Annotated in this window: 16 protein-coding genes; 12 read left to right on the top strand and 4 right to left on the bottom strand. The window is 63.0% G+C overall.

The genetic code is table 11. From position 1 onward, the window contains the following. Positions 1-11: 11 nt before the first annotated feature. Entirely contained in the window at positions 12-1,070 is a 1,059-nt protein-coding gene (locus HX824_RS31410) for an HlyD family secretion protein (protein WP_003218219.1), read from the top strand. Beyond that, positions 1,067-2,509, top strand: a complete 1,443-nt coding sequence (locus HX824_RS31405) for an efflux transporter outer membrane subunit (RefSeq protein WP_177056002.1) — start codon at positions 1,067-1,069, stop codon at positions 2,507-2,509. Before HX824_RS31410 ends, HX824_RS31405 begins: the two co-directional genes overlap by 4 nt. A 33-nt stretch (positions 2,510-2,542) precedes the next feature. Here HX824_RS31405 and HX824_RS31400 read toward each other — a convergent pair whose 3' ends face one another. After that, positions 2,543-3,247 (bottom strand): DUF3142 domain-containing protein, encoded by a 705-nt coding sequence (locus HX824_RS31400; protein ID WP_177056001.1) that lies wholly within the window; start codon positions 3,245-3,247, stop codon positions 2,543-2,545. Positions 3,248-3,250: 3 nt separating this feature from the next. Continuing rightward, positions 3,251-5,413, bottom strand: coding sequence for an outer membrane assembly lipoprotein YfiO (locus HX824_RS31395; protein ID WP_177056000.1), 2,163 nt, complete (start codon positions 5,411-5,413; stop codon positions 3,251-3,253). Between the two features lie 222 nt (positions 5,414-5,635). On the opposite strand from HX824_RS31395, the gene HX824_RS31390 reads away from it, so the two are divergent. Further along, positions 5,636-7,231, top strand: a complete 1,596-nt coding sequence (locus HX824_RS31390) for a glycosyltransferase family 39 protein (protein ID WP_177055999.1) — start codon at positions 5,636-5,638, stop codon at positions 7,229-7,231. Positions 7,232-7,306: 75 nt separating this feature from the next. After that, entirely contained in the window at positions 7,307-7,552 is a 246-nt protein-coding gene (locus tag HX824_RS31385) for a DUF2789 domain-containing protein (RefSeq protein ID WP_102605404.1), read from the top strand. Between the two features lie 4 nt (positions 7,553-7,556). Here the strand turns inward: HX824_RS31385 and HX824_RS31380 are convergent, their stop codons facing one another. Further along, a complete protein-coding gene (locus tag HX824_RS31380; protein ID WP_093203108.1) occupies positions 7,557-7,850 on the bottom strand; it encodes a type II toxin-antitoxin system RelE/ParE family toxin in 294 nt (97 codons plus the stop codon). Then, positions 7,847-8,125, bottom strand: coding sequence for a hypothetical protein (locus tag HX824_RS31375; protein WP_003218199.1), 279 nt, complete (start codon positions 8,123-8,125; stop codon positions 7,847-7,849). Before HX824_RS31375 ends, HX824_RS31380 begins: the two co-directional genes overlap by 4 nt. A 260-nt stretch (positions 8,126-8,385) precedes the next feature. Between HX824_RS31375 and HX824_RS31370 the strand changes: the two genes are divergently transcribed. The 8 genes from HX824_RS31370 (at position 8,386) to pgaA (ending at position 18,536) form a co-directional block, all read left to right on the top strand. Continuing rightward, on the top strand, positions 8,386-8,817 hold the full coding sequence (locus HX824_RS31370; RefSeq protein ID WP_008433651.1) for a MarR family winged helix-turn-helix transcriptional regulator: 432 nt from the start codon (positions 8,386-8,388) through the stop codon (positions 8,815-8,817). Further along, complete coding sequence (locus HX824_RS31365; protein WP_134325520.1) at positions 8,814-10,892, top strand: FUSC family protein; 2,079 nt, start codon at positions 8,814-8,816, stop codon at positions 10,890-10,892. The genes HX824_RS31370 and HX824_RS31365 overlap by 4 nt, the downstream gene beginning before the upstream one ends. Then, entirely contained in the window at positions 10,889-11,098 is a 210-nt protein-coding gene (locus HX824_RS31360) for a DUF1656 domain-containing protein (protein ID WP_003218193.1), read from the top strand. The genes HX824_RS31365 and HX824_RS31360 overlap by 4 nt, the downstream gene beginning before the upstream one ends. Beyond that, the gene (locus HX824_RS31355) at positions 11,095-11,985 is read left to right on the top strand and encodes an efflux RND transporter periplasmic adaptor subunit (protein ID WP_003218191.1); all 891 of its coding nucleotides are present in this window, start codon (positions 11,095-11,097) and stop codon (positions 11,983-11,985) included. Before HX824_RS31360 ends, HX824_RS31355 begins: the two co-directional genes overlap by 4 nt. Then, positions 11,982-13,424, top strand: a complete 1,443-nt coding sequence (locus HX824_RS31350) for an efflux transporter outer membrane subunit (protein ID WP_008433656.1) — start codon at positions 11,982-11,984, stop codon at positions 13,422-13,424. Before HX824_RS31355 ends, HX824_RS31350 begins: the two co-directional genes overlap by 4 nt. Before the next feature lie 81 nt (positions 13,425-13,505). Beyond that, complete coding sequence (locus HX824_RS31345; protein WP_003218188.1) at positions 13,506-14,138, top strand: hypothetical protein; 633 nt, start codon at positions 13,506-13,508, stop codon at positions 14,136-14,138. A gap of 266 nt (positions 14,139-14,404) precedes the next feature. Next, complete coding sequence (locus HX824_RS31340) at positions 14,405-15,901, top strand: YdgA family protein (RefSeq protein WP_023659325.1); 1,497 nt, start codon at positions 14,405-14,407, stop codon at positions 15,899-15,901. Between the two features lie 181 nt (positions 15,902-16,082). Further along, on the top strand, positions 16,083-18,536 hold the full coding sequence (gene pgaA / locus HX824_RS31335; RefSeq protein WP_177022636.1) for a poly-beta-1,6 N-acetyl-D-glucosamine export porin PgaA: 2,454 nt from the start codon (positions 16,083-16,085) through the stop codon (positions 18,534-18,536). Positions 18,537-18,541: the final 5 nt, after the last annotated feature.

Below are 18,541 nucleotides of genomic sequence, written 5' to 3'. Positions count from 1 at the left end.
AAGGGATTGTTATGAAACGCAAAGACAAAATCGCTGTAACCGTCATCACCGTGTTTGCCGTAGGTGTGCTGGTTTACCTGCTGGCGCCGGGTGTGTTCGGCAGCAAACGCCAGAGCACCAACGACGCCTTCGTCGCCGCTGACTACACCCTGGTGGCGCCGCGTGTGGCCGGCTTCATCAAGGAAGTGCTGGTGGAAGACAACCAGCGGGTCAAGGCCGGGCAGTTGCTGGCGCTGATCGATGACCGTGACTTCCGCGCCGCTGCCCAGGCGGCCGATGCCGATACGCTGGTGGCCCAGGCGCAGCTGAAAAATGCCACGGCAACCCTGGAGCGCCAAAGCTCGGTGATCGCCCAGGCCCAGGCGACTGTGGCGGCGGATCGCGCCGAAGTGGCGTTTGCCGAACACGAACTGAACCGCTACAACCACCTCGCGGGTGTAGGCGCCGGCACCGTACAGAACGCCCAGCAAGCCAAGACGCGTATTGACCAGGCCACCGCACGCCTGGCGAATGCCACGGCGGTGCTGGCCGCTGAACGCAAGCAGGTGGAAATCCTCAGCGCCCAGCGTGATGCGGCAGAGGGCGGCCTGAAACGTGCCCAGGCCGCACTGGAAATGGCCAGCTATCAGCTGTCGTACACCCGCATCGTCGCGCCGGTGGACGGCATGGTCGGCGAGCGCGCGGTGCGGGTCGGCGCCTATGTGACGCCGGGCAGCAAGATCCTCGCCGTGGTACCGCTGGCCGAGGCCTACGTGGTGGCCAATTTCCAGGAGACCCAGTTATCCCACATGCACGCTGGCCAAACGGTGGACGTGAAGGTCGACAGCCTCGACGGCGAAGTGCTCAAGGGCCACCTCGAAAGCCTGGCGCCAGCTACCGGCGTGACATTTGCCTCGGTCAAGCCCGACAACGCCACCGGCAACTTCACCAAGGTGGTGCAGCGTATTCCGGTAAAAATCATCCTGGAGCCCGGCCAGGCGTTGACCGAGCGCCTGCGGGTCGGCATGTCGGTGGAAGCCAGCGTCGACACCCACGCCGCCGCCCAGCAACGTGAGGTGGCGCAGCAATGAGACGCCTTGCCTGGTTAACCTTGAGCCTGCTCACCCTGAGTGCCTGCACCGTCGGCCCGGACTTCCAGCGCCCGCAGAATCCCGTCGGCCAATGGACCGAGCCCCATGGCCGACAAGCCGCCAGCCACGCGGTCAACGACCCGCTGGAAGAGCGCTGGTGGGAAGTGTTCCACGACGCGCAGCTCACCGCGCTTACCCGTCGCGCGCTGACCGATAACCTCGACCTGAAACTCGCCAGCAGCCGCCTGCAACAAAGCCGCGCGGCGCGCCAGGTGATCACCGCCGAGCGCTACCCGACCGTCAACGCCACCGGCGATTACCTGCGTCAGCGCAACAGCGCCGATGGCTTGAGCGATGCCTCGGGCAAGAACGGCCGCTCGGCGTTCAACCAGTGGGACATGGGTTTCTCCGCCGCCTGGGAACTGGACTTCTGGGGCCGGGTAAAACGCGAAACCGAAGCCGCCGACGCCACCCTGCAAGTCGCCGAAAACGACCGCCGCGCGGTGCTGTTGTCGGTGCTGGCGGAAACCGCCCAGGACTACATCCAGCTGCGCGGCGTGCAAAACACCCGCGCCGTCACCGAGCAAAACCTCGAGGTGGCGCGCCACAGCCTGAAGCTCTCGCAACTGCGCCTGGCCGACGGTGTCGCCACTGACCTGGACGTAGCCGAAGCCGCTGCTCAAGTGGCCGCCATCGAGGCGCGCCTGCCGGATTTGCAGCAACGCCAGGACCAGTTGATCAACGCCCTGAGCCTGCTGATGGGTGAACCGCCACAAGCCTTGTACGCCGAATTGTCCAAGGACGCTGCGGTGCCGCAAACCCAACGCCAGGTCGCCATCGGCCTGCCGTCGCAACTGGCCGAGCGCCGCCCGGATATCCGCCAGGCCGAAGCTCGCTTGCATGCGGCCACCGCCTCCATTGGTGTGGCCAAGGGCGACTTCTACCCGCGCATCACCCTGTCCGGCAGCGTGGGCTCCCAGGCGTTGCAGCTGGCGGATTTCGGCTCGTGGAGTTCGCGTGCATTCGCCTTCGGCCCACAACTGAGCTTGCCGATTTTCAACGGTGGCCGGTTGCAAGGCATGCTCGATCTGCGCGAAGCCCAGCAACAGGAAGCGGCCCTGGCCTACCAGCAGACCGTACTGCGGGCCTGGCATGAAATCGACGATCAACTGACCCGCTACAACGCCAGCCAACTGCGGCGCGACAGCCTCGCCGAAGCCGTGCGGCAGAACCAGATCGCCCTTGCCACGGCGCAGCATCAATACGTCGAAGGCGTGGTGGATTTCGTCAACGTACTGACCGTGCAAAGTGCGTTGCTGGCGACCCAGGAGCAGTGGGTGGAAAGCTCCACCAGTGTGTCCCTGGCCATGGTCGGGTTGTACAAGGCATTGGGTGGGGGCTGGGAGTCGGTGTATCCGGAACAGACGGCAGGGCGTTAATACCAGTGCCCACAGTCCAGGGACTGTGGGCATTCAAGGATTCTGCAAAAACACCACATACCCTCGAAACCACTCACTGCCCTTCAAATACCCCGGCTCCTCCCACTCTCCACCCTGAATCAACCCAATCTTGAACGGCACCCCCAACCGGTTCATGCGTGGCAGATACGCCGCGTAGTCCGGGATGCTGTGGCGGCCCTGGTAGGTCTGCACCACCACTTCATCAATCACGCCCTTGAGTTGTGCGATGGCGGCCGGGTCGGCATTGCTGCTCCAGTCCATCAGCCCGGTGATGCTCAGGCGTAGATCCTTGGGCAAGCGTTGGCGCAGGTCGCGCAGGAAGTCCGCGTATTCGTCGAGGTATTGCGTGCGCGCATCGAAGTCGATCTGGATGCCCACCACCGGATTGCCCGCATCCCGCCAGCGTTGCACCTGGCCGAGCATCTGGCTGTACACCGACTCGGGCCAGTGCAGGGTGTGGGCGCGGTACACCACCCAGATTTCACCCTGGGTGATGCGCGGCACACTCATGCCCTGGGCGATGAATTGCACGCCACGCCGGGGCGCGCGGCGGGTCGAGTTGATCTGGCCCTGAAGGATGTACAGGGTTTTCGCCTGCTTGAGCACCGGCTGCGGCGCGACGCCGCTCCACAGCCAGAACGCGTCATGTTCGCGGGCGTCCACCGCGCCGAAGGCCGGGCTTGCCAGCAGGAGCAGGGCCAGCCAGAAACGCTTCACGGCTTACCAGTAGTACTGCAGCGACTTGCCCCACTGGGTGTCGGCGAACCCGGTTTTCAACTGGCGGAACCAGCCTTTGCGCACGTTCTTGTCGACGTCTTCGCCACCGCAACTGTTGTAGCCCGAAGGTCCGTAGCAGTTGATGGCACGAAACAGCGCGTAGGCCTTGTCGTTTCGCGGTGCCTTGGGATTGCCGATCACCCGCTTGTAGCCCTCCAGTCGCGAGAAGGTTTCACCCTTGAAGGGCGAGGCAGTGCTGCCCAGGCTGCCGGCGGAGCGCGCTTGTTCCAGGGGCATGCCGTCCAGGCCGTTACGCAGGACGAATTCCCCCAGGCAGTTCAGGCCCTGCGGGTTTTTCGGATCGGCCTGCAAGGTGCTGGCGATTTGCGCGATGCTCGGGCAGGTGTAGCCGGACTCGGCCTTGTCACCGTTCCACTGGAACAGTCTCAACGACTGGCCGCCGCTGTAGACGTAGCCCAGGCTGGTGCCGAGCTTGTCATCGGGAACCGAGGCGGGCAGTTGCTTGAGGTCCTCGGCAAAGGTCTCGAACTGGCCGCGCAGCAGGTCTTTATAGAGCAGCGTGAATTGTGCGGTCTGGCGCTCTACCGGGTCTTCGGCATGGGCAAGCTGTTGGCGCAGCAGGTCGGGACCGGCGACGTTGCGCAGCAGGATATAGCGCACCTGCTTGGCACTGATCGGCGAATCGGCGGCGAATACCTTGGCCAGCTGGCCGCTGCGTTCGTAGTTCATCGCCAATGCCAGCTCCAGCTGGTCACGTTGCAACGGTTGCTTGGTCAGCGGCAGCAGTTGCAGCCACAGCGCTTCGGCGGCTTTCCAGTCTTCCTTGGCTTCCAGCGCGAGGCCACGCAGGGTCTGTTGGCTGAAAGCGAAGTAGTCGAGATTCGACGGCACGTCTTGCGGCAGCAGCTTCAAGGTACGGTCGGGCTGATGCTCGACGTTCAGGGCAAACGCCGCCTGCACGTAGGCATACAGCGCGGGCTCCTGCGCGAACACCGCTTTTTGTGCATCGAGCGCTTCACGCTTGAGCTTCGGCGGCTCGCCGGCACGCATCCACATCAGGTCGTTGAGGGCCAGGATCAGCGGGTTGCCCACAGGTGACGTGGTGCTGGTCAGCAGCTTGGTGTCGGCTTCCTGCACCAGTTCATCCAGCGACACGTTGCGCTGGGCATCGGTGGCCTGGGTCAGTTGCCAGGCAAAGTCGTCCGCCAGTTTGTCGGGGTTGGGCGCCAGCCAGTGCACCCGGCGCAACAGGCCACGGGCGGAGGCGGCGTATTCGCCCTGTGGATAAGTTTTCAGGTAGTCGTTGAAAGCGCTTTCGGCCCGTTGCAGGGCAGACTTATCCACATGCTCAAGCGACGGTGTGCCGTATTCATCGAAGGCATTTTGCTGGGCGTCGTTCAGCGCGGTGCGGGCGGTCATGTACTGCGCTGTTTCCTTCAGCCAGGGCAGCGAGCTGCTCGTCAGCCCGGCAAAACCTTTTTGCGCATCGCTGAAGCGTCCGCTGTAAAAGTCCCCGGCGGCTTTCAGATAGGTGAGCAATGCCTGGCCGTCTGCCGATTTGATTTGGTCGGCCTCGCCTGCCGCTACGCCGTCCGAGGAACAACTGCCGAGCATCTGCAGCCGCAGCTTGGCCAGTAACTGGCGCTCGGCCTGCGGTACATCGGCCTTCACCACCTGGCTGATAAACGCGGCGGCACTGTCATCGGCGTTGCTGCGGCAGCGGCTGCCTTCGCCGGAAAGGAAGGCTTCACCGGCGGTCTTGGCGTCGTCGCGCTTGATGCCCAGCGGGCTGAGCAGTGCATCCAGTTCGGCGGTGCGCGAGTCGTCGGGTTTGTTGTCGGGCTCATCCGCAGCCGGCATAAGCCGATACACCGGAAAGGGCACCGGGCCAAATCCTTCGGACACGTCCTGCTCGCCCAAGGCATTCGGCGCCAGCGGCATGACGTTTTTGTCCGCCAGCAACAGCCGCAGGTTGACCCGGCTGTCATTGCCGGGGCTCAGGAAGGGCAGGTTGCTGCACACGTCCAGGCTGTTGCGCGACACCCGCCAATCCGGGTAGCAAGAGTCATCGCCGCTGGCGTGGGCCTGGAAGGGAAGGGTGGCGAGCAATGCCAGTGCCAGGGGTGACAGAAGACCGATGCGCATGAAATGTCCTTGATCCTGAATCCATGGAAGGCAGCAATCATAGCGTGATCCGATGAAAGCGTCGGAGACGTCCTGCGCAAAATTCAGATTTGTCCGATTGGCGGATGGTTGGTCAAATCCATGCAAAACAGCGGGCGAATCAAGGCCTTTTGACCTAGAGTGGCGGGTGTTCGCGCAAGCGCAGGTTCAGTAGTGGGTGAGGAAGTAGAGGTGCGACGCTCTGTGGCGGAACAAGACAACAAGGCCGGGGCATTGCCCGTGCTCAATCCTGGCCTATGGGAGAATGCCGGCTGGCTGGCTCGGTTGTGGTGGGTACCGCTGGTGGCGTTGGCCATGGCCATGCGTTTCTATGGCCTGACCGCCTCCGCCATCTGGGGCGATGAAGGTTCAAGCCTGCTGCTCGCCGAGTATTCCCTGGAAGACCTGTGGTTTCACGCCGCACATGACGTTCATCCGCCGCTGTATTTCTGCATGCTGCGCGGCTGGATCGAGGTGTTCGGCGACAGCATTTTCTCCCTGCGCAGCATGAGTGCGATCCCCGGTGTGGTCGCAGTCGGCCTGGGAATCTGGCTGACAAGGCTGGTCGCGACCCGTCGCGCGGCGGTGCTGGCCGGGATTCTGTTGGCGTTGCTGCCCACGGCAGTGCGCTACAGCCAGGAAGTGCGGATGTATTCGCTGCTGGGCGTGTGGCTGCTGGCCGCCACCCTGGCCTTGGTGTATTGGGTCCGCCAGCCTGAGCGCAAGCGCTATCTGGTGGCCTATGCGCTGTTGATGACGGCAGCCTTCTACACCCACTATTTCACCGCGTTGTGCGTGCTGGTGCATTGGTCATGGCTGCTGTTGCTGCGTCAGCCACGGGCCGGCGGCCTGCGCCTGGTCACGCGTGCGGGCTGGTGGTTGGCCAACGTTGCCATTGTGTTGCTGTACTTGCCCTGGCTCCCGAATCTGCTGGGCCTGGTGCAGCACACCGAAGAACTCAAGGTGGGCGGTGATATTGGCTGGGAAGACCCGGTCAACCTGTATTCCGTGCCGTCGATGGTGTGGCAGTTCCTCATTCAGGACCCGGGCGACCACTTGTGGCGACCGCTCTTTGTGGTGTTTCCGTTATTGCTGATGGCGCTGGTCGGTGTGACTGCCTGGCGCGATCAAAGCCGCTTTCGCTTTGGCTGGCTGCTGGGGCTTTTTTTCATGCTGCCGGTGCTGCTGGTCTATGGGGTTTCGTTTATTTCCCCGGTGTTTATCGAGCGTTATCTCACCGCCTACGCGATGAGTTTGCCGATCATCGTGGCGTTGGCCGTCGACCGTCTGTCGCCGCGCCTGCCGCTCGCAGCGGCGGCAGTCTTCGTGTTGTTTGTCGGGGTCGAGCTGGTGGGCGTGAAGACCAACTCCACCGTCGATGAGCATGATCAGTTCAACGTGGTGGTGGAGTTCGTCAATCGCAACTACCAGGAAGATGACCGCATCGTCATCAGCGACATGCTGTGGTACCTGCCCTACGTCTATTACGATGAGACCGACGCCCAGTTGCAGCTTTTCACACCGCCGACCGCCGCCGGCAAGTCCACCCGGCCTAATGCCTATGGTTTTGGCACCCTGGTGGACCAGGATGGCGGGCGCATCTACCTTGATCGCTTGTCGGCGTTACCCGCCGAGATCCAGCGTGTATGGCTGATCAGCGCCGCGGAGCCGCCGGATGAGTTTGCCCCGTTGCCGGCCGGATGGCGTCAGCTCAGCCAGCAGGACGGCGGCGGCGCGCGGGCCCGGCTGTTCGTGCTGTGTAACGCGCCAGCGGGCGTGCACCGTGAGGGCTGTGATTAATCTGCGCAACACCCGAGAGGTTTATGTTCGCCTGGGGGGCTAGACTCAGGTGAACCTACTCTCCAGGAACGCCTCATGGAATCCCCAGTCCACAACTTGCCATCGTTGTTCAAACAGCTCGGTTTGCCGGAAGACCCGGTCAGTATCGAGCGGTTCATCGCGGTCCACTCCCCACTCAAACCCGAACTGCACCTGGCGGATGCTTTTTTCTGGACGCCGGCTCAGCGGGCGTTTTTGCGTGAAGAGATTCTGGAGGACGCGGATTGGGCGGAGGTGGTGGATGAGTTGAATTTGCGGTTGAGAGAGGGGCGAGGAGTCTAGGCCGTCAAGAGGCGGTTGCTTTCTCTGGTGGCCATTGGCGAGCGGTGTGCACAAGCGCCACGACCCTTACTACGTCGGGCTCAAGTTGGTAAACAAGGCGGTAGCTTGGATGAGGAATGACTTCGCGTGTGCCTGTGATCCTGCCGAGTGGGCCGATTTCTGGGTGTTTTGCCAGCCCCAGCACTGCACTGCTGAAGCGTCGATCCATATCGGCTGCGGCTTGTGGGTTTTTCTCAAATAAAAAGTCCCAGATATCCCTACGGTCCTGCGCCGCTTCCGGCGTCCAGGCAACCCTCATTCCTGATTATCTACGTGAGCACGTTTCGCAGAAAACTCAGCTTCCAAATCCTCATTGGAAATCTCTCTGCCTGCCTGTATCGAGGCGCGAGAGGCGTCTACTTTACGCTGCAAGAACGCGTCGTACTCCCGTGATTCCTGCTGGGCCTGGACAAACTGACGCATCATATCTCGCACGATTTGCGATGCAGGACGGTGGGTAGCCTCGCACTCGGCCATGAATTGGTCGCGTAGTTCCGACTCAAGCTTCAAGGTGAAAACGGCTAGTTTTGACATAAGTGAATGCTCTAGATTGGTATGTACGAAGTATATACAACGTGCATACCTGACGACGCATGTGAGCTGAGTGAGGCGACTGACGGTTGCTGACAGCAAACCACCTTTCCCCAAACCAGCTTTACTTAGCCCACGGGCCATCCACCCATCCGCAAATTTGTATCAAAACTTGACTGCATTGGATCCATCGACCATATTGATAGTTAGCAAACTAACTGTATGCGAATAATCCAGTGTCCCAGACCCTCGAACAACTCCAGATGAACATCAGCAGCAGCATGGTGGTAGGTGCCAGGACCTGGCGCAAAATCTGCCAGACCACGCTCGTCAGCTATGGCATCTCCGAAGCCTGCGCCGTGCCGCTGCTGATGATCGGCCGCCTCGGCGACGGTGTGCACCAGGTGAAGGTAGCCCAGGCCGCCGGGATGGAAAGCCCGTCCCTGGTGCGCCTGTTGGATCAGCTGTGCAGTTCCGGCTATGTGTGCCGCACCGAAGACATCCACGACCGCCGCGCCAAGGCCTTGAGCCTCACCGCGCGTGGCCGCGAGCTGGTGCAGGCAGTGGAACAGCAACTGGTGCGCCTGCGCCGCGAGGTGCTGGCGACAATCGACCCCGATGACCTGGAAGCTGCTTTGCGTGTACTGCGGGCCTTCGAAGGCGCCAATCAACATCCCATGGTTGTGAGTTCTTGAACGGATTTTTTACCGGCATGCCGCCGGCCAGGGATTGGTTCTATGGCGTAAGGACATTCGCCGCTTCAATGATCGCGTTGTACATCGCCATGCTGATGCAAATGCCGCGTCCGTATTGGGCGATGGCCACGGTGTATATCGTGTCCAGCCCGTTTGTCGGCCCTACCAGCTCCAAGGCGCTGTACCGGGCGGTCGGTACCTTCATGGGCGCGGCCGCTGCGGTGTTTTTTGTGCCGATGTTTGTGCAGACGCCTTACGTGTTGGTGGTGGTGATCGCGCTGTGGACCGGGATTCTGCTGTTCCTGTCCCTGCACCTGCGCACCGCCAACAGCTATGCGCTGATGCTGGCCGGCTACACCTTGCCGCTGATCGCCCTGCCGGTGGTGGATAACCCGTTGGCGGTGTGGGATGTGGCCGAAGCGCGGACCGAAGAGATCTTCCTCGGCATCGCCGTGGCGGCGGTGGTGGGGGCGATGTTCTGGCCGCGACGCCTGGCGCCGGTGTTCGATGACTCGGTGAGCAAGTGGTTTGCCGACGCCCAGGTCTACAGCCAGCGCTTCCTCAGCCGCAACGTGCAACCCGAGGAAATCAGCACCCTGCGAGGCGGCATGGTCGCTACCTTCAACACCCTGGAATTGATGATCGGCCAACTGCCCCACGAGGGCTCCCGGCCGCAAACGGTGCGCAATACAAAGGAGCTGCGCGGGCGGATGATCCACCTGCTGCCGGTGATCGACGCACTGGACGACGCTGTGTACGCCCTGGAACACCGCGCGCCGGAATTGCTCGAGCGCTTCACGCCGCTGCTGACCGCCGCCAACGAGTGGCTGGCCAGCACGCAAAAGGATGCGCCCCTCGAACGCTGGCGTGTCCTGCGTGACCAGATCGAAGCCCTGCAACCCGATGCCGACGCCCTGGATGACCGCCATCAGTTGCTGTTCTCCAACGCCCTGTATCGCCTGGGCGAGTGGGTGGATCTGTGGCAAGACTGCCGCAGCCTGCAAGCCGCCATCCAGTGCGAAAGCCAGGACAGCTGGCGCGCAGTTTACCGCCACTGGCGCCTGGGCCGGCTGACGCCATTCCTCGACCGTGGCCTGATGTTCTACTCGGCGTTTTCCACCGTCACCGCGATCATCGTCGCCTCGGTGTTGTGGATCCTGCTGGGCTGGACCGACGGTGGCAGCGCGGTGATCCTCGCGGCGGTGGCCTGCAGCTTCTTCGCCTCCATGGACGACCCGGCGCCGCAGATCTACCGGTTCTTTTTCTGGACCGCGATGTCGGTGCTGTTCGCCAGCCTCTACCTGTTTCTGGTGCTGCCCAACCTGCATGATTTCCCGATGCTGGTGCTGGCGTTTTCGGTGCCCTTTATCTGCATCGGCACGCTGACGGTACAGCCGCGTTTCTACCTCGGCATGCTGCTGACGCTGGTCAACACCTCGTCGTTCATCAGCATCCAGGGTGCCTACGACGCGGACTTCCTGGCCTTTGCCAACTCCAACCTGGCGGGCCCGGTGGGCCTGTTGTTCGCCTTTGTCTGGACCCTGATTGCCCGGCCGTTCGGCGCTGAGCTTGCGGCCAAGCGCCTGACCCGTTTCAGCTGGCGCGACATCGTCACCCTGACCGAGCCTGCGACCCTGGCCGAACACCGCAAGATGGGCGTGCAAATGCTCGACCGCCTGATGCAACACCTGCCGCGCCTGGCCATGACCGGCCAGGACACCGGCATCGCCCTGCGCGAAGTGCGGGTGGCGCTGAACCTGCTGGACCTGCTGGCGTACTCGCCGCGCATCCTCGGGGTGCCGCGGGTGTTGTTGAACCAGGTGGTGGAAGGCGTCGGCGGTTACTTCAAGGCCTGCCTCAAGGCCGGTGAACGTCTGCCGGCCCCCAGCGGTCTGCTGATGACCCTCGACCGTACCCGCCGCGCCCTCAACGGCCAGGGCCTGCAAGGCGAGGACGAAACCCGCCTGCATTTGTTGCACGCCCTCAGCGGCTTGCGCCTGGCGCTGTTGCCCGGCGTGGAATTTCTTGGCGGCACAGAGATGGAAGCGCCGTTACCCGATGGAGCGCCTTTATGATCGGTGATCTGGATATCAGCGGGGTGTTCCTGCCCACGCTGCTGGTGCTGATGGGCATTACGTATGTGTTGTACCTGGTGGTGCACGGGCTGTTGACCCGCGTCCACTTCTATCGCCTGGTCTGGCACCGGGCATTGTTCAATGTGGGTCTCTACGCTCTGTTGCTGGGCGCAGTGGATTCACTCAGTCGATACCTCATGACATGAAAAAACCTTTTTTGACCATTGGCCGTGTAGTCCTGACGTTACTGGTGGTGACCTTCGCCTGCGTCGTGGTGTGGCGCATGGTGATGTACTACATGTTCGCGCCGTGGACCCGTGACGGCCACATCCGTGCCGACATCGTGCAGATCGCCCCGGACGTGTCCGGGCTGATCCAGCAAGTGGACGTGCGCGATAACCAGTTGGTGGTGCGCGGCCAGGTGCTGTTCTCCGTCGACCAGGACCGTTTCAAGCTGGCCCTGCGCCAGGCCCAGGCCGCCGTGGCCGACCGTCAGGAAACCCTGGCCCAGGCCGTGCGCGAGAACAAGCGTAACCGTGGCCTCGGCAACCTGGTGGCCAGCGAGCAACTGGAAGAAAGCCAGTCCCGCGTCGCCCGTGCCCAATCGGCCCTGGCCGAGTCGCAAGTGGCGGTGGATGCCGCGCAACTCAACCTGGACCGCTCGGTGATCCGCAGCCCGGTGGACGGCTACATCAACGACCGTGCGCCGCGTAACCAGGAGTTCGTGACCGCCGGGCGTCCGGTGTTGTCGGTGGTGGACAGCAACTCGTTCCACATCGACGGCTACTTTGAAGAGACCAAGCTCGACGGCATTCACGTCGGCCAGAGCGTCGACATCCGCGTGATCGGCGACAACGCTCGCCTGCGCGGGCATGTGCAGAGCATCGTCGCCGGTATCGAAGACCGTGACCGCACCAGCGGCTCCAACCTGCTGCCCAACGTCAACCCGGCGTTCAGCTGGGTGCGCCTGGCCCAGCGGATTCCGGTGCGCATTGCGTTTGACGATGTGCCGGCGGACTTCCGCATGATTGCCGGGCGCACCGCCACCGTGTCGATCATCGACGACCAACCCAAGTCGGAGAACAAGCCATGAAACGGCTTTTAGCAACCGCCGGGCTGGGGTTGTTGCTGTCGGCCTGCCAAGTGGTGGGGCCCGATTACAAGCTGCCGGACAAGGCGGCCGTGAACCGCGGTGACCTTCAGGGCCAGTTGGCCGGGGAGGGCAGCAATGTGGTGTCGGCGCCGGTGCCGGCGGACTGGTGGAAGCTCTACCAGGACCCGCGCCTGGATAAGCTGGTGGAGCAGGCCATGGCCTCCAACACCGACCTGCGGGTGGCTGCGGCCAACTTGCAGCGCTCGCGCTATCAGGTGCAGCAAGCCGAATCGGCCGGCGGCTGGAGTGCCGGCGCCAAGGCCGAAGCCCAGCGCCTGCAAGAATCGGGTGAGGCCTATTTGCTGACGGAAAAAGTCCCGGTGGCGAATATCGGCAGCGCCAGTATCAGCACCTCCTATCAATTCGATTTGTTCGGCACCTTGCAGCGCGGCATTGAAAGCTCCCAGGCCACTGCCGATGCGGCCCAGGCGGCGTCCGATATCGCCCGTATCACCCTGGTGGCGGACGTGGTGCGCTCCTACACCCAGGTGTGTGCGGCCAACGAAGAGCTGGCGATCGCCAACGAGTCCCTCGACCTGCAAGCCCAGAGCACGCACCTGACCCAGCGCCTGCGGGATGCCGGGCGCGGTGATGAAACCCAGGTCACCCGTTCGCAAACCCAATACAAATCCTTGCGCGCCGAAATGCCGCGCTATGAAGCACTGCGCCAGGCCGGGCTGTTCCGCCTGTCGATGTTGCTGGCCAGGCCGCTGGATCAACTGCCGGCCGGCACTGCCCAATGCGCCGAACTGCCGCACATCGCGCAACTGCTGCCGGTGGGCGATGGCGCCACGCTGCTCAAGCGTCGCCCTGACGTGCGCCAGGCCGAACGCCAACTGGCGGCGGCCACCGCGCGCATCGGTGTGGCCACCGGCGCGCTGTACCCGGACATCAGTATCGGCGCCACCGTGGGCACCGTCGGCATCCTGGATGACCTCGGCACGCCGGCCACCAACCGTTGGGGCTTTGGCCCGCTGATCAGCTGGACGCTGCCGACCAACGGCGCCCGCGCCCGCATCCACGAAGCCGAAGCCGCGACCCAGGGCGCCCTGGCGCACTTCGACGGGGTGGTGCTCAACGCTATCCGTGAAACTCAGACGGGCCTCGCGCAATACACCGCGCAACTGCAACGCCGCGATGCCCTGGCGGATGCCGGCGCGTCGGCCAAAGAGGCGGCGGAGCAGACGCACCGGTTCTTCCAGGCCGGCCGCGCGTCGTTCCTGGCCGACCTGCAAGCCACCCGCACCTACACCGACGTGCGGGCGCAACTGGCCGCGGCGAACACCCAGGTTGCCATGAGCCAGATCGATTTGTTCCTGGCCCTGGGCGGCGGCTGGGAAAGTGGACGAACGCAAGCCACACAAGCCAGCAAACCCTGAGCTGATTGCTATGCTTTGACAGGCGGACTTACGTGATGGTCCGCTGGTCACTGCTCGCGTTTGCTCATGGGGATTCCAATAATGAAAAACCCTTATGCTCCCGCTTTCTGGTGCGTGTTCTTCGCACTGGTGTTGCTATCGGCGACTTACTTCTACGGCATCATGCTGGCCCATCAAATCGACAAGGCCATGGTGTTCCTCGACAGCGCCAGCGCGCTGATCGCGGTGCTGTCCATCGGCGTGGTGGCCTGGGCCTCCTACCAGGGCCAGCGAATCAAGCGAAGACTGCTCGAACAAGGCAAGACCCGCGTGGCGATCTGGGACACCAAGGTTGCCCTGCGTCGGGTCGAGACAGTGTTCGACCGCTACTTCTGGGGCAGCTACTGGCAGCCGGGGCGCACCTTCCAGGAAGTCATGGGCGAACTGACCGGCACACCGCTGGAAAAAAGCCTCGAAGCCCTGAAAAAACAATGCGTGATGCTTGATCGGCAAGTCGCCGACGGACGGCATTGGCTGAATAACGCCCGGGAATTATCCGACGTGGCCACTGCGATGGCGCGGGAGCGTTACCAGCTGGATTTTTATGATCCCAAGTCGGATACGCCGGGCAATGCAGTGATTCACCGTGAGTTTGAGGTGCTGGTGTATACGTGGACGGCACGGCTGAAGAGCTTCGACCATCAACTTGATGAGATCGAAACCGAGTATTCCTGAAATCTGTGGTGTCTGTACTGACGCCTTCGCGAGCAAGCCCGCTCCCACATTCGATCGAGTTCCATCTTTGGAATGCAGTCGAATGTGGGAGCGGGCTTGCTCGCGAAGGCACTTTACCGTTCAGCGCTGAAGTCTGCGCCTATTGAAAAATTGGGCTGCATACGCCAGCCAATGCTAATCTTCCCCGGATTTCGGCGGGCTTGAGCCGACACCCTTCGGGGTTCAGGGAAGACAGCCCACTTCACAGGATTTGATCAGGTCACTACATGAATAAGCCAGCAGTCGTTCTCTTGGGTATCGTCGTCGCCATTGGTGCAATCAGCGCAGGCGGTGCCTGGTACACCGGCAAGCAACTGGAGCCGGTGCTGCAAACCGCCATCCAGGACGCCAACAAGGAACTGCAGACCTCCATGGCCGGTGTCGACGGCACTGTGACCCTCGAACTGGTCTCCCTCGACCGTCAGCTGTTCAGCAGCACCGCCCACTATCGCCTCAAGGCCCAGGGCGCGGTGTTCGGCGAAAATCATCAGGACACCGAACTGCTGTTCGTCGACCATATCGAACACGGCCCGCTGCCGTTCTCGCGCCTGGTGTCGCTGAAGTGGCTGCCGGTCATGGCCACCAGTCACTACGAACTCGAGAAAAACCCCACCACCGAAAAATGGTTCGCTGCCAGCAAGGACGTGTCGCCCCTCAAAGGCGTGGCCAACATCGGCTATGACCGCTCGGTGACCGGCAACGTTGAACTGCTGCCCCTGGAACTCAAGGACGACAAGTCGGCCGTGAGCTTCTCCGGCGCCAACCTCGACTTCGACTCCACCGCCGAAGGCAAGAAGGTCAAGGCCAGCGGCTACATGGACAGCCTCAAGGTCTCGGTCATCGATGCCAACAACGCCAAGCTGGATGCGGAGCTGAGCGGCCTGACCATCGCCAGCAACCTGGAAAAAACCACCTTCGGTTTCTACACCGGGCAAAACACCGTCGAGCTGACCAACACCAAGGTCACCTTCGGCCCGCAGCAAGCAGTGCTGACTCTCAAGAACTTTGAGCAGAAAGACAGCAGCGAAACCAAGGACAACAACCTGGCCGGCCGCGTCGACTACAAGATCGACGAGATCGGTTACCAGGGCAAGCCCGTGGGCTCGGCGGCCATGGCCGTCAGCATGAAGAACGTCGACATCCCGTCGATGCTGGTACTGACCAAGCTCTACCAGGAAAAAGTACAGCCGGCCCAGGCCGCTGCCGCTGCTGGCCAGCCCGTGCCTGAGTTGCAACTGACCGAAGCCGAGCAGACCCTGGCCCAGGCCAACGTCGACCAACTGCTGGCTGCCAAGCCGCAAGTGGCGGTAGAAAACCTGTCGCTGAAAACCACCAATGGCGAGAGCCGCTTCAACCTGGTGGCGGACTTCGCCAAGCCGTCGAGCATGGACCTGCCGCCGGTTGAACTGGGCAAGCAAATCGTTGCGCTGCTGGACGCCAACCTGACCCTGTCCAAGCCGATGATCCAGGACGTTGCCGGCCTGCAGGCGCAGATCGGTGGTGTGACCGACCCGAAAGCCATCGAGCAGCAATCCCAGATGGCCAGCGAGATGATCAGCGGCATGGCCGTGGGTACTCAACTGGCGACCCTGGTGGGTACCGATATCGTGTCCAAGCTGCACTACGCCAACAATGAAGTGACCTTCAACGGCCAGAAAATGACCGTCGAGCAATTCATTGGTTTTGTGCTGGGCAAGTTCGGCGCGGTCAGCGGCGCTCAATAAGACTCGGCTCAAAATGATGTAGGCCAATTCTGAACAATTGTTCTGAATTGGCCTTTTTTGTACCCCCCTCAAGGATATTGCGCCCCGGGAAAGCTTGGCCGCGTCATCAGATGCCGGCCGCCTGGAGTGTCGTGCAGGTGAACTTATCGCTACAGCTTTCCCTGGTGAGGAAGCTGACGACATGTCGCGTAATATTCATCCGTTTATCCGCCTGGCCCTGTGCAGCCAACTGCTCTGGCCCGTCGTGGCATCGGCCGATGCGGCCTATGATTCGCTGATCAACCAGGCCCGCAGTGGCAACTATGGTCCGGCCCTCAACCTGTTGCGCCAAATGCCCGCCGAGCGCCAGACGCCGGGGCAGGTCAGCGATCACCTGTTGATTGCCAGCTGGGCGCGCCAGGACGCCGAGGTGCTGACGGTCTACGAGGCCCAGGGCCGCTCACGCACCCTCACCACCCAGGCGCTGGCCACCGTCGCCCGCACCTATCGCAACCAGCAGCGTTGGGAACCGGCGATTGCCGTGTATCGCCAGGCGTTGCTGCGCGAGCCGAATAACCCGGACCTGCAACTCGGCCTGGCCCTGACCCAGGCGGACGCCGGCCAGACCGCTGAAGCGGTGCAGCGCACCCGCGCCCTGGTGGCCGCCAAGCCCGACGACGCCGACCGCCGCATGGCCCTGGGTTACGCACTGACCCGTGCCGGTTCTACCTATGACGCGCTGTTCGAATTCGACCAGGCGTTCATGCGTGCCGGCAACAAACCTGAAGTCGCCCGCGAATACATCGTCGCCCTGCAACGTGCGCGCCTGCCGGAACCGGCCCTGCGCCTCGCTGCCCGGCGCCCTGGCCTGTTGGACCCGGTCACCCAACGCCGCCTCGAAGGCGACCTGGCCGCCGAGCGCGTGCGCATGGCCGAGTTCGCGACCCGCAGTGAAAAAGAGCGCTACGTCATCGCCGACCGTGCCCTCAAGGATTACGACCAACTGCTCACCACCTGGACACCGGATGCCAACGCCCATGACGACGTGGTGCGCTGGCGCATCGACCGTCTGGGCGCGCTGAAAGCCCGGGCGCGCACCGCCGAGGTGATCCGCGACTACGAAGTGCTGAAGGGCGAAGGCGTGCAACTGCCGACCTACGCCCTGCGCTGGGTCGCTGCCGCCTACCTCGACCAGCGCCAGCCGGAAAAGGCCGCGCCGCTGTATCGCCAGGCCCTGGCGGCAAGCGATGCGGACGCCGGCGATCACGTCGAAGACAGCACCGCGCTGTTCTACGCCCTGCTCGAAAACGATCAAGTGGTGGAAGCTCGCGAAGTCGCCGACAACCTGGCGAGCACCCAGAAACCCCGGGTCGAGCTCAAGGGCTTGCCCATCGGCAACCCCAACGACGCCTGGATGGACGCCCAACAATTGGCCGCCCAGGCCGGCACCTATGGCGCCGACCTGCCCGCCAGCGAAAAAGGCCTGGAAGCCCTGGTGCAACAGGCCCCGGGCAATATCGGCCTGCGCCTGGCCCAGGCCGATATGTACCGTGCCCGCGACTGGCCACGGCGCGCCGAAAACACCCTCAAGGAAACCGAAGCCCAGGCCCCGCGCGACATCGGCCTGGAGGTTTCCCAAGGCCACACTGCCCTCGATCTGCAGGAATGGCGTCAGCTCGATGCACTCACCGATGACGTGGTCGACCGCGCCCCGGACAACCGCCAGGTACAGCGCCTCAGCCGCCTGCGGGATGTGCACGACATGGCCGAATTGCGCGTCGAGGCCTACACCGGCAAAAGCAACGGCGGCGGCGATAACGGCGCGGGCGCGGTGTCCGGCAGCCGCGATTTCGGCATCGAAACCTTGCTCTACAGCCCGCCCATCGATGAAGACTGGCGCGTGTTTGGCGGGGCCGGCTACGCCACCGCCGATTTCGAAGAAGGCACCGGCCAACACCGTTGGCAGCGCCTCGGTGTAGAGCGGCGCACCCGCGACATGACCCTCGAAGCCGAGGTCTCCAACCACTCCTACGGCTTTGGCGACAAGCAGGGCGCACGCATCGCGATTGCCCGCGACATCAATGACCAATGGCAGTACGGCGGCAGTCTCGATTACCTCTCCGCGAGCACCCCGCTGCGGGCACTGAATGCCGACATTACTGCCAACGGCGGCAGCGGGTTTATCCGCTGGCGCGCCAACGAAAGCCGCGAATGGAAACTGGCCCTGAGCCCGTCCCACTTCAGCGACGGCAACAACCGCCTTGAAGCGCTGCTCACCGGTCGCCAGGGCGTGTACAGCTCGCCGGGGGTGCAAGTCGACCTGGGCCTGGAAGTCGGCACCAGCCGCAACACCAAGGAAGACACGCCGTACTTCAACCCGCGCTCGGACTTCAGCGTGCTGCCCACGGCCACCGTCAACCACGTGCTCTACCACCGCTACGAAACCCAGTGGAGCCAGCAGTTCCAGGTGGGGGCGGGCACCTACAGCCAGCGCGACTACGGTACCGGCGGCGTTGCACTGGTGGGCTACGGCCAGCGGTTTCGCTGGAACGACGTGCTCGAAACCGGCGCCAACCTCAGCTGGATCAGCCGACCTTATGACGGTGAGCGCGAAAGCGACCTGCGCCTGATCGTCGACCTCACCTACCGCTTCTAGAAGAG

Source organism: Pseudomonas sp. D4002, from assembly GCF_013385665.1.
Classification (GTDB): Bacteria; Pseudomonadota; Gammaproteobacteria; order Pseudomonadales; family Pseudomonadaceae; genus Aquipseudomonas.
The sequence above is the reverse complement of the archived record's forward strand: the minus strand, read 5'-3'. Positions and strand labels throughout refer to the sequence as shown.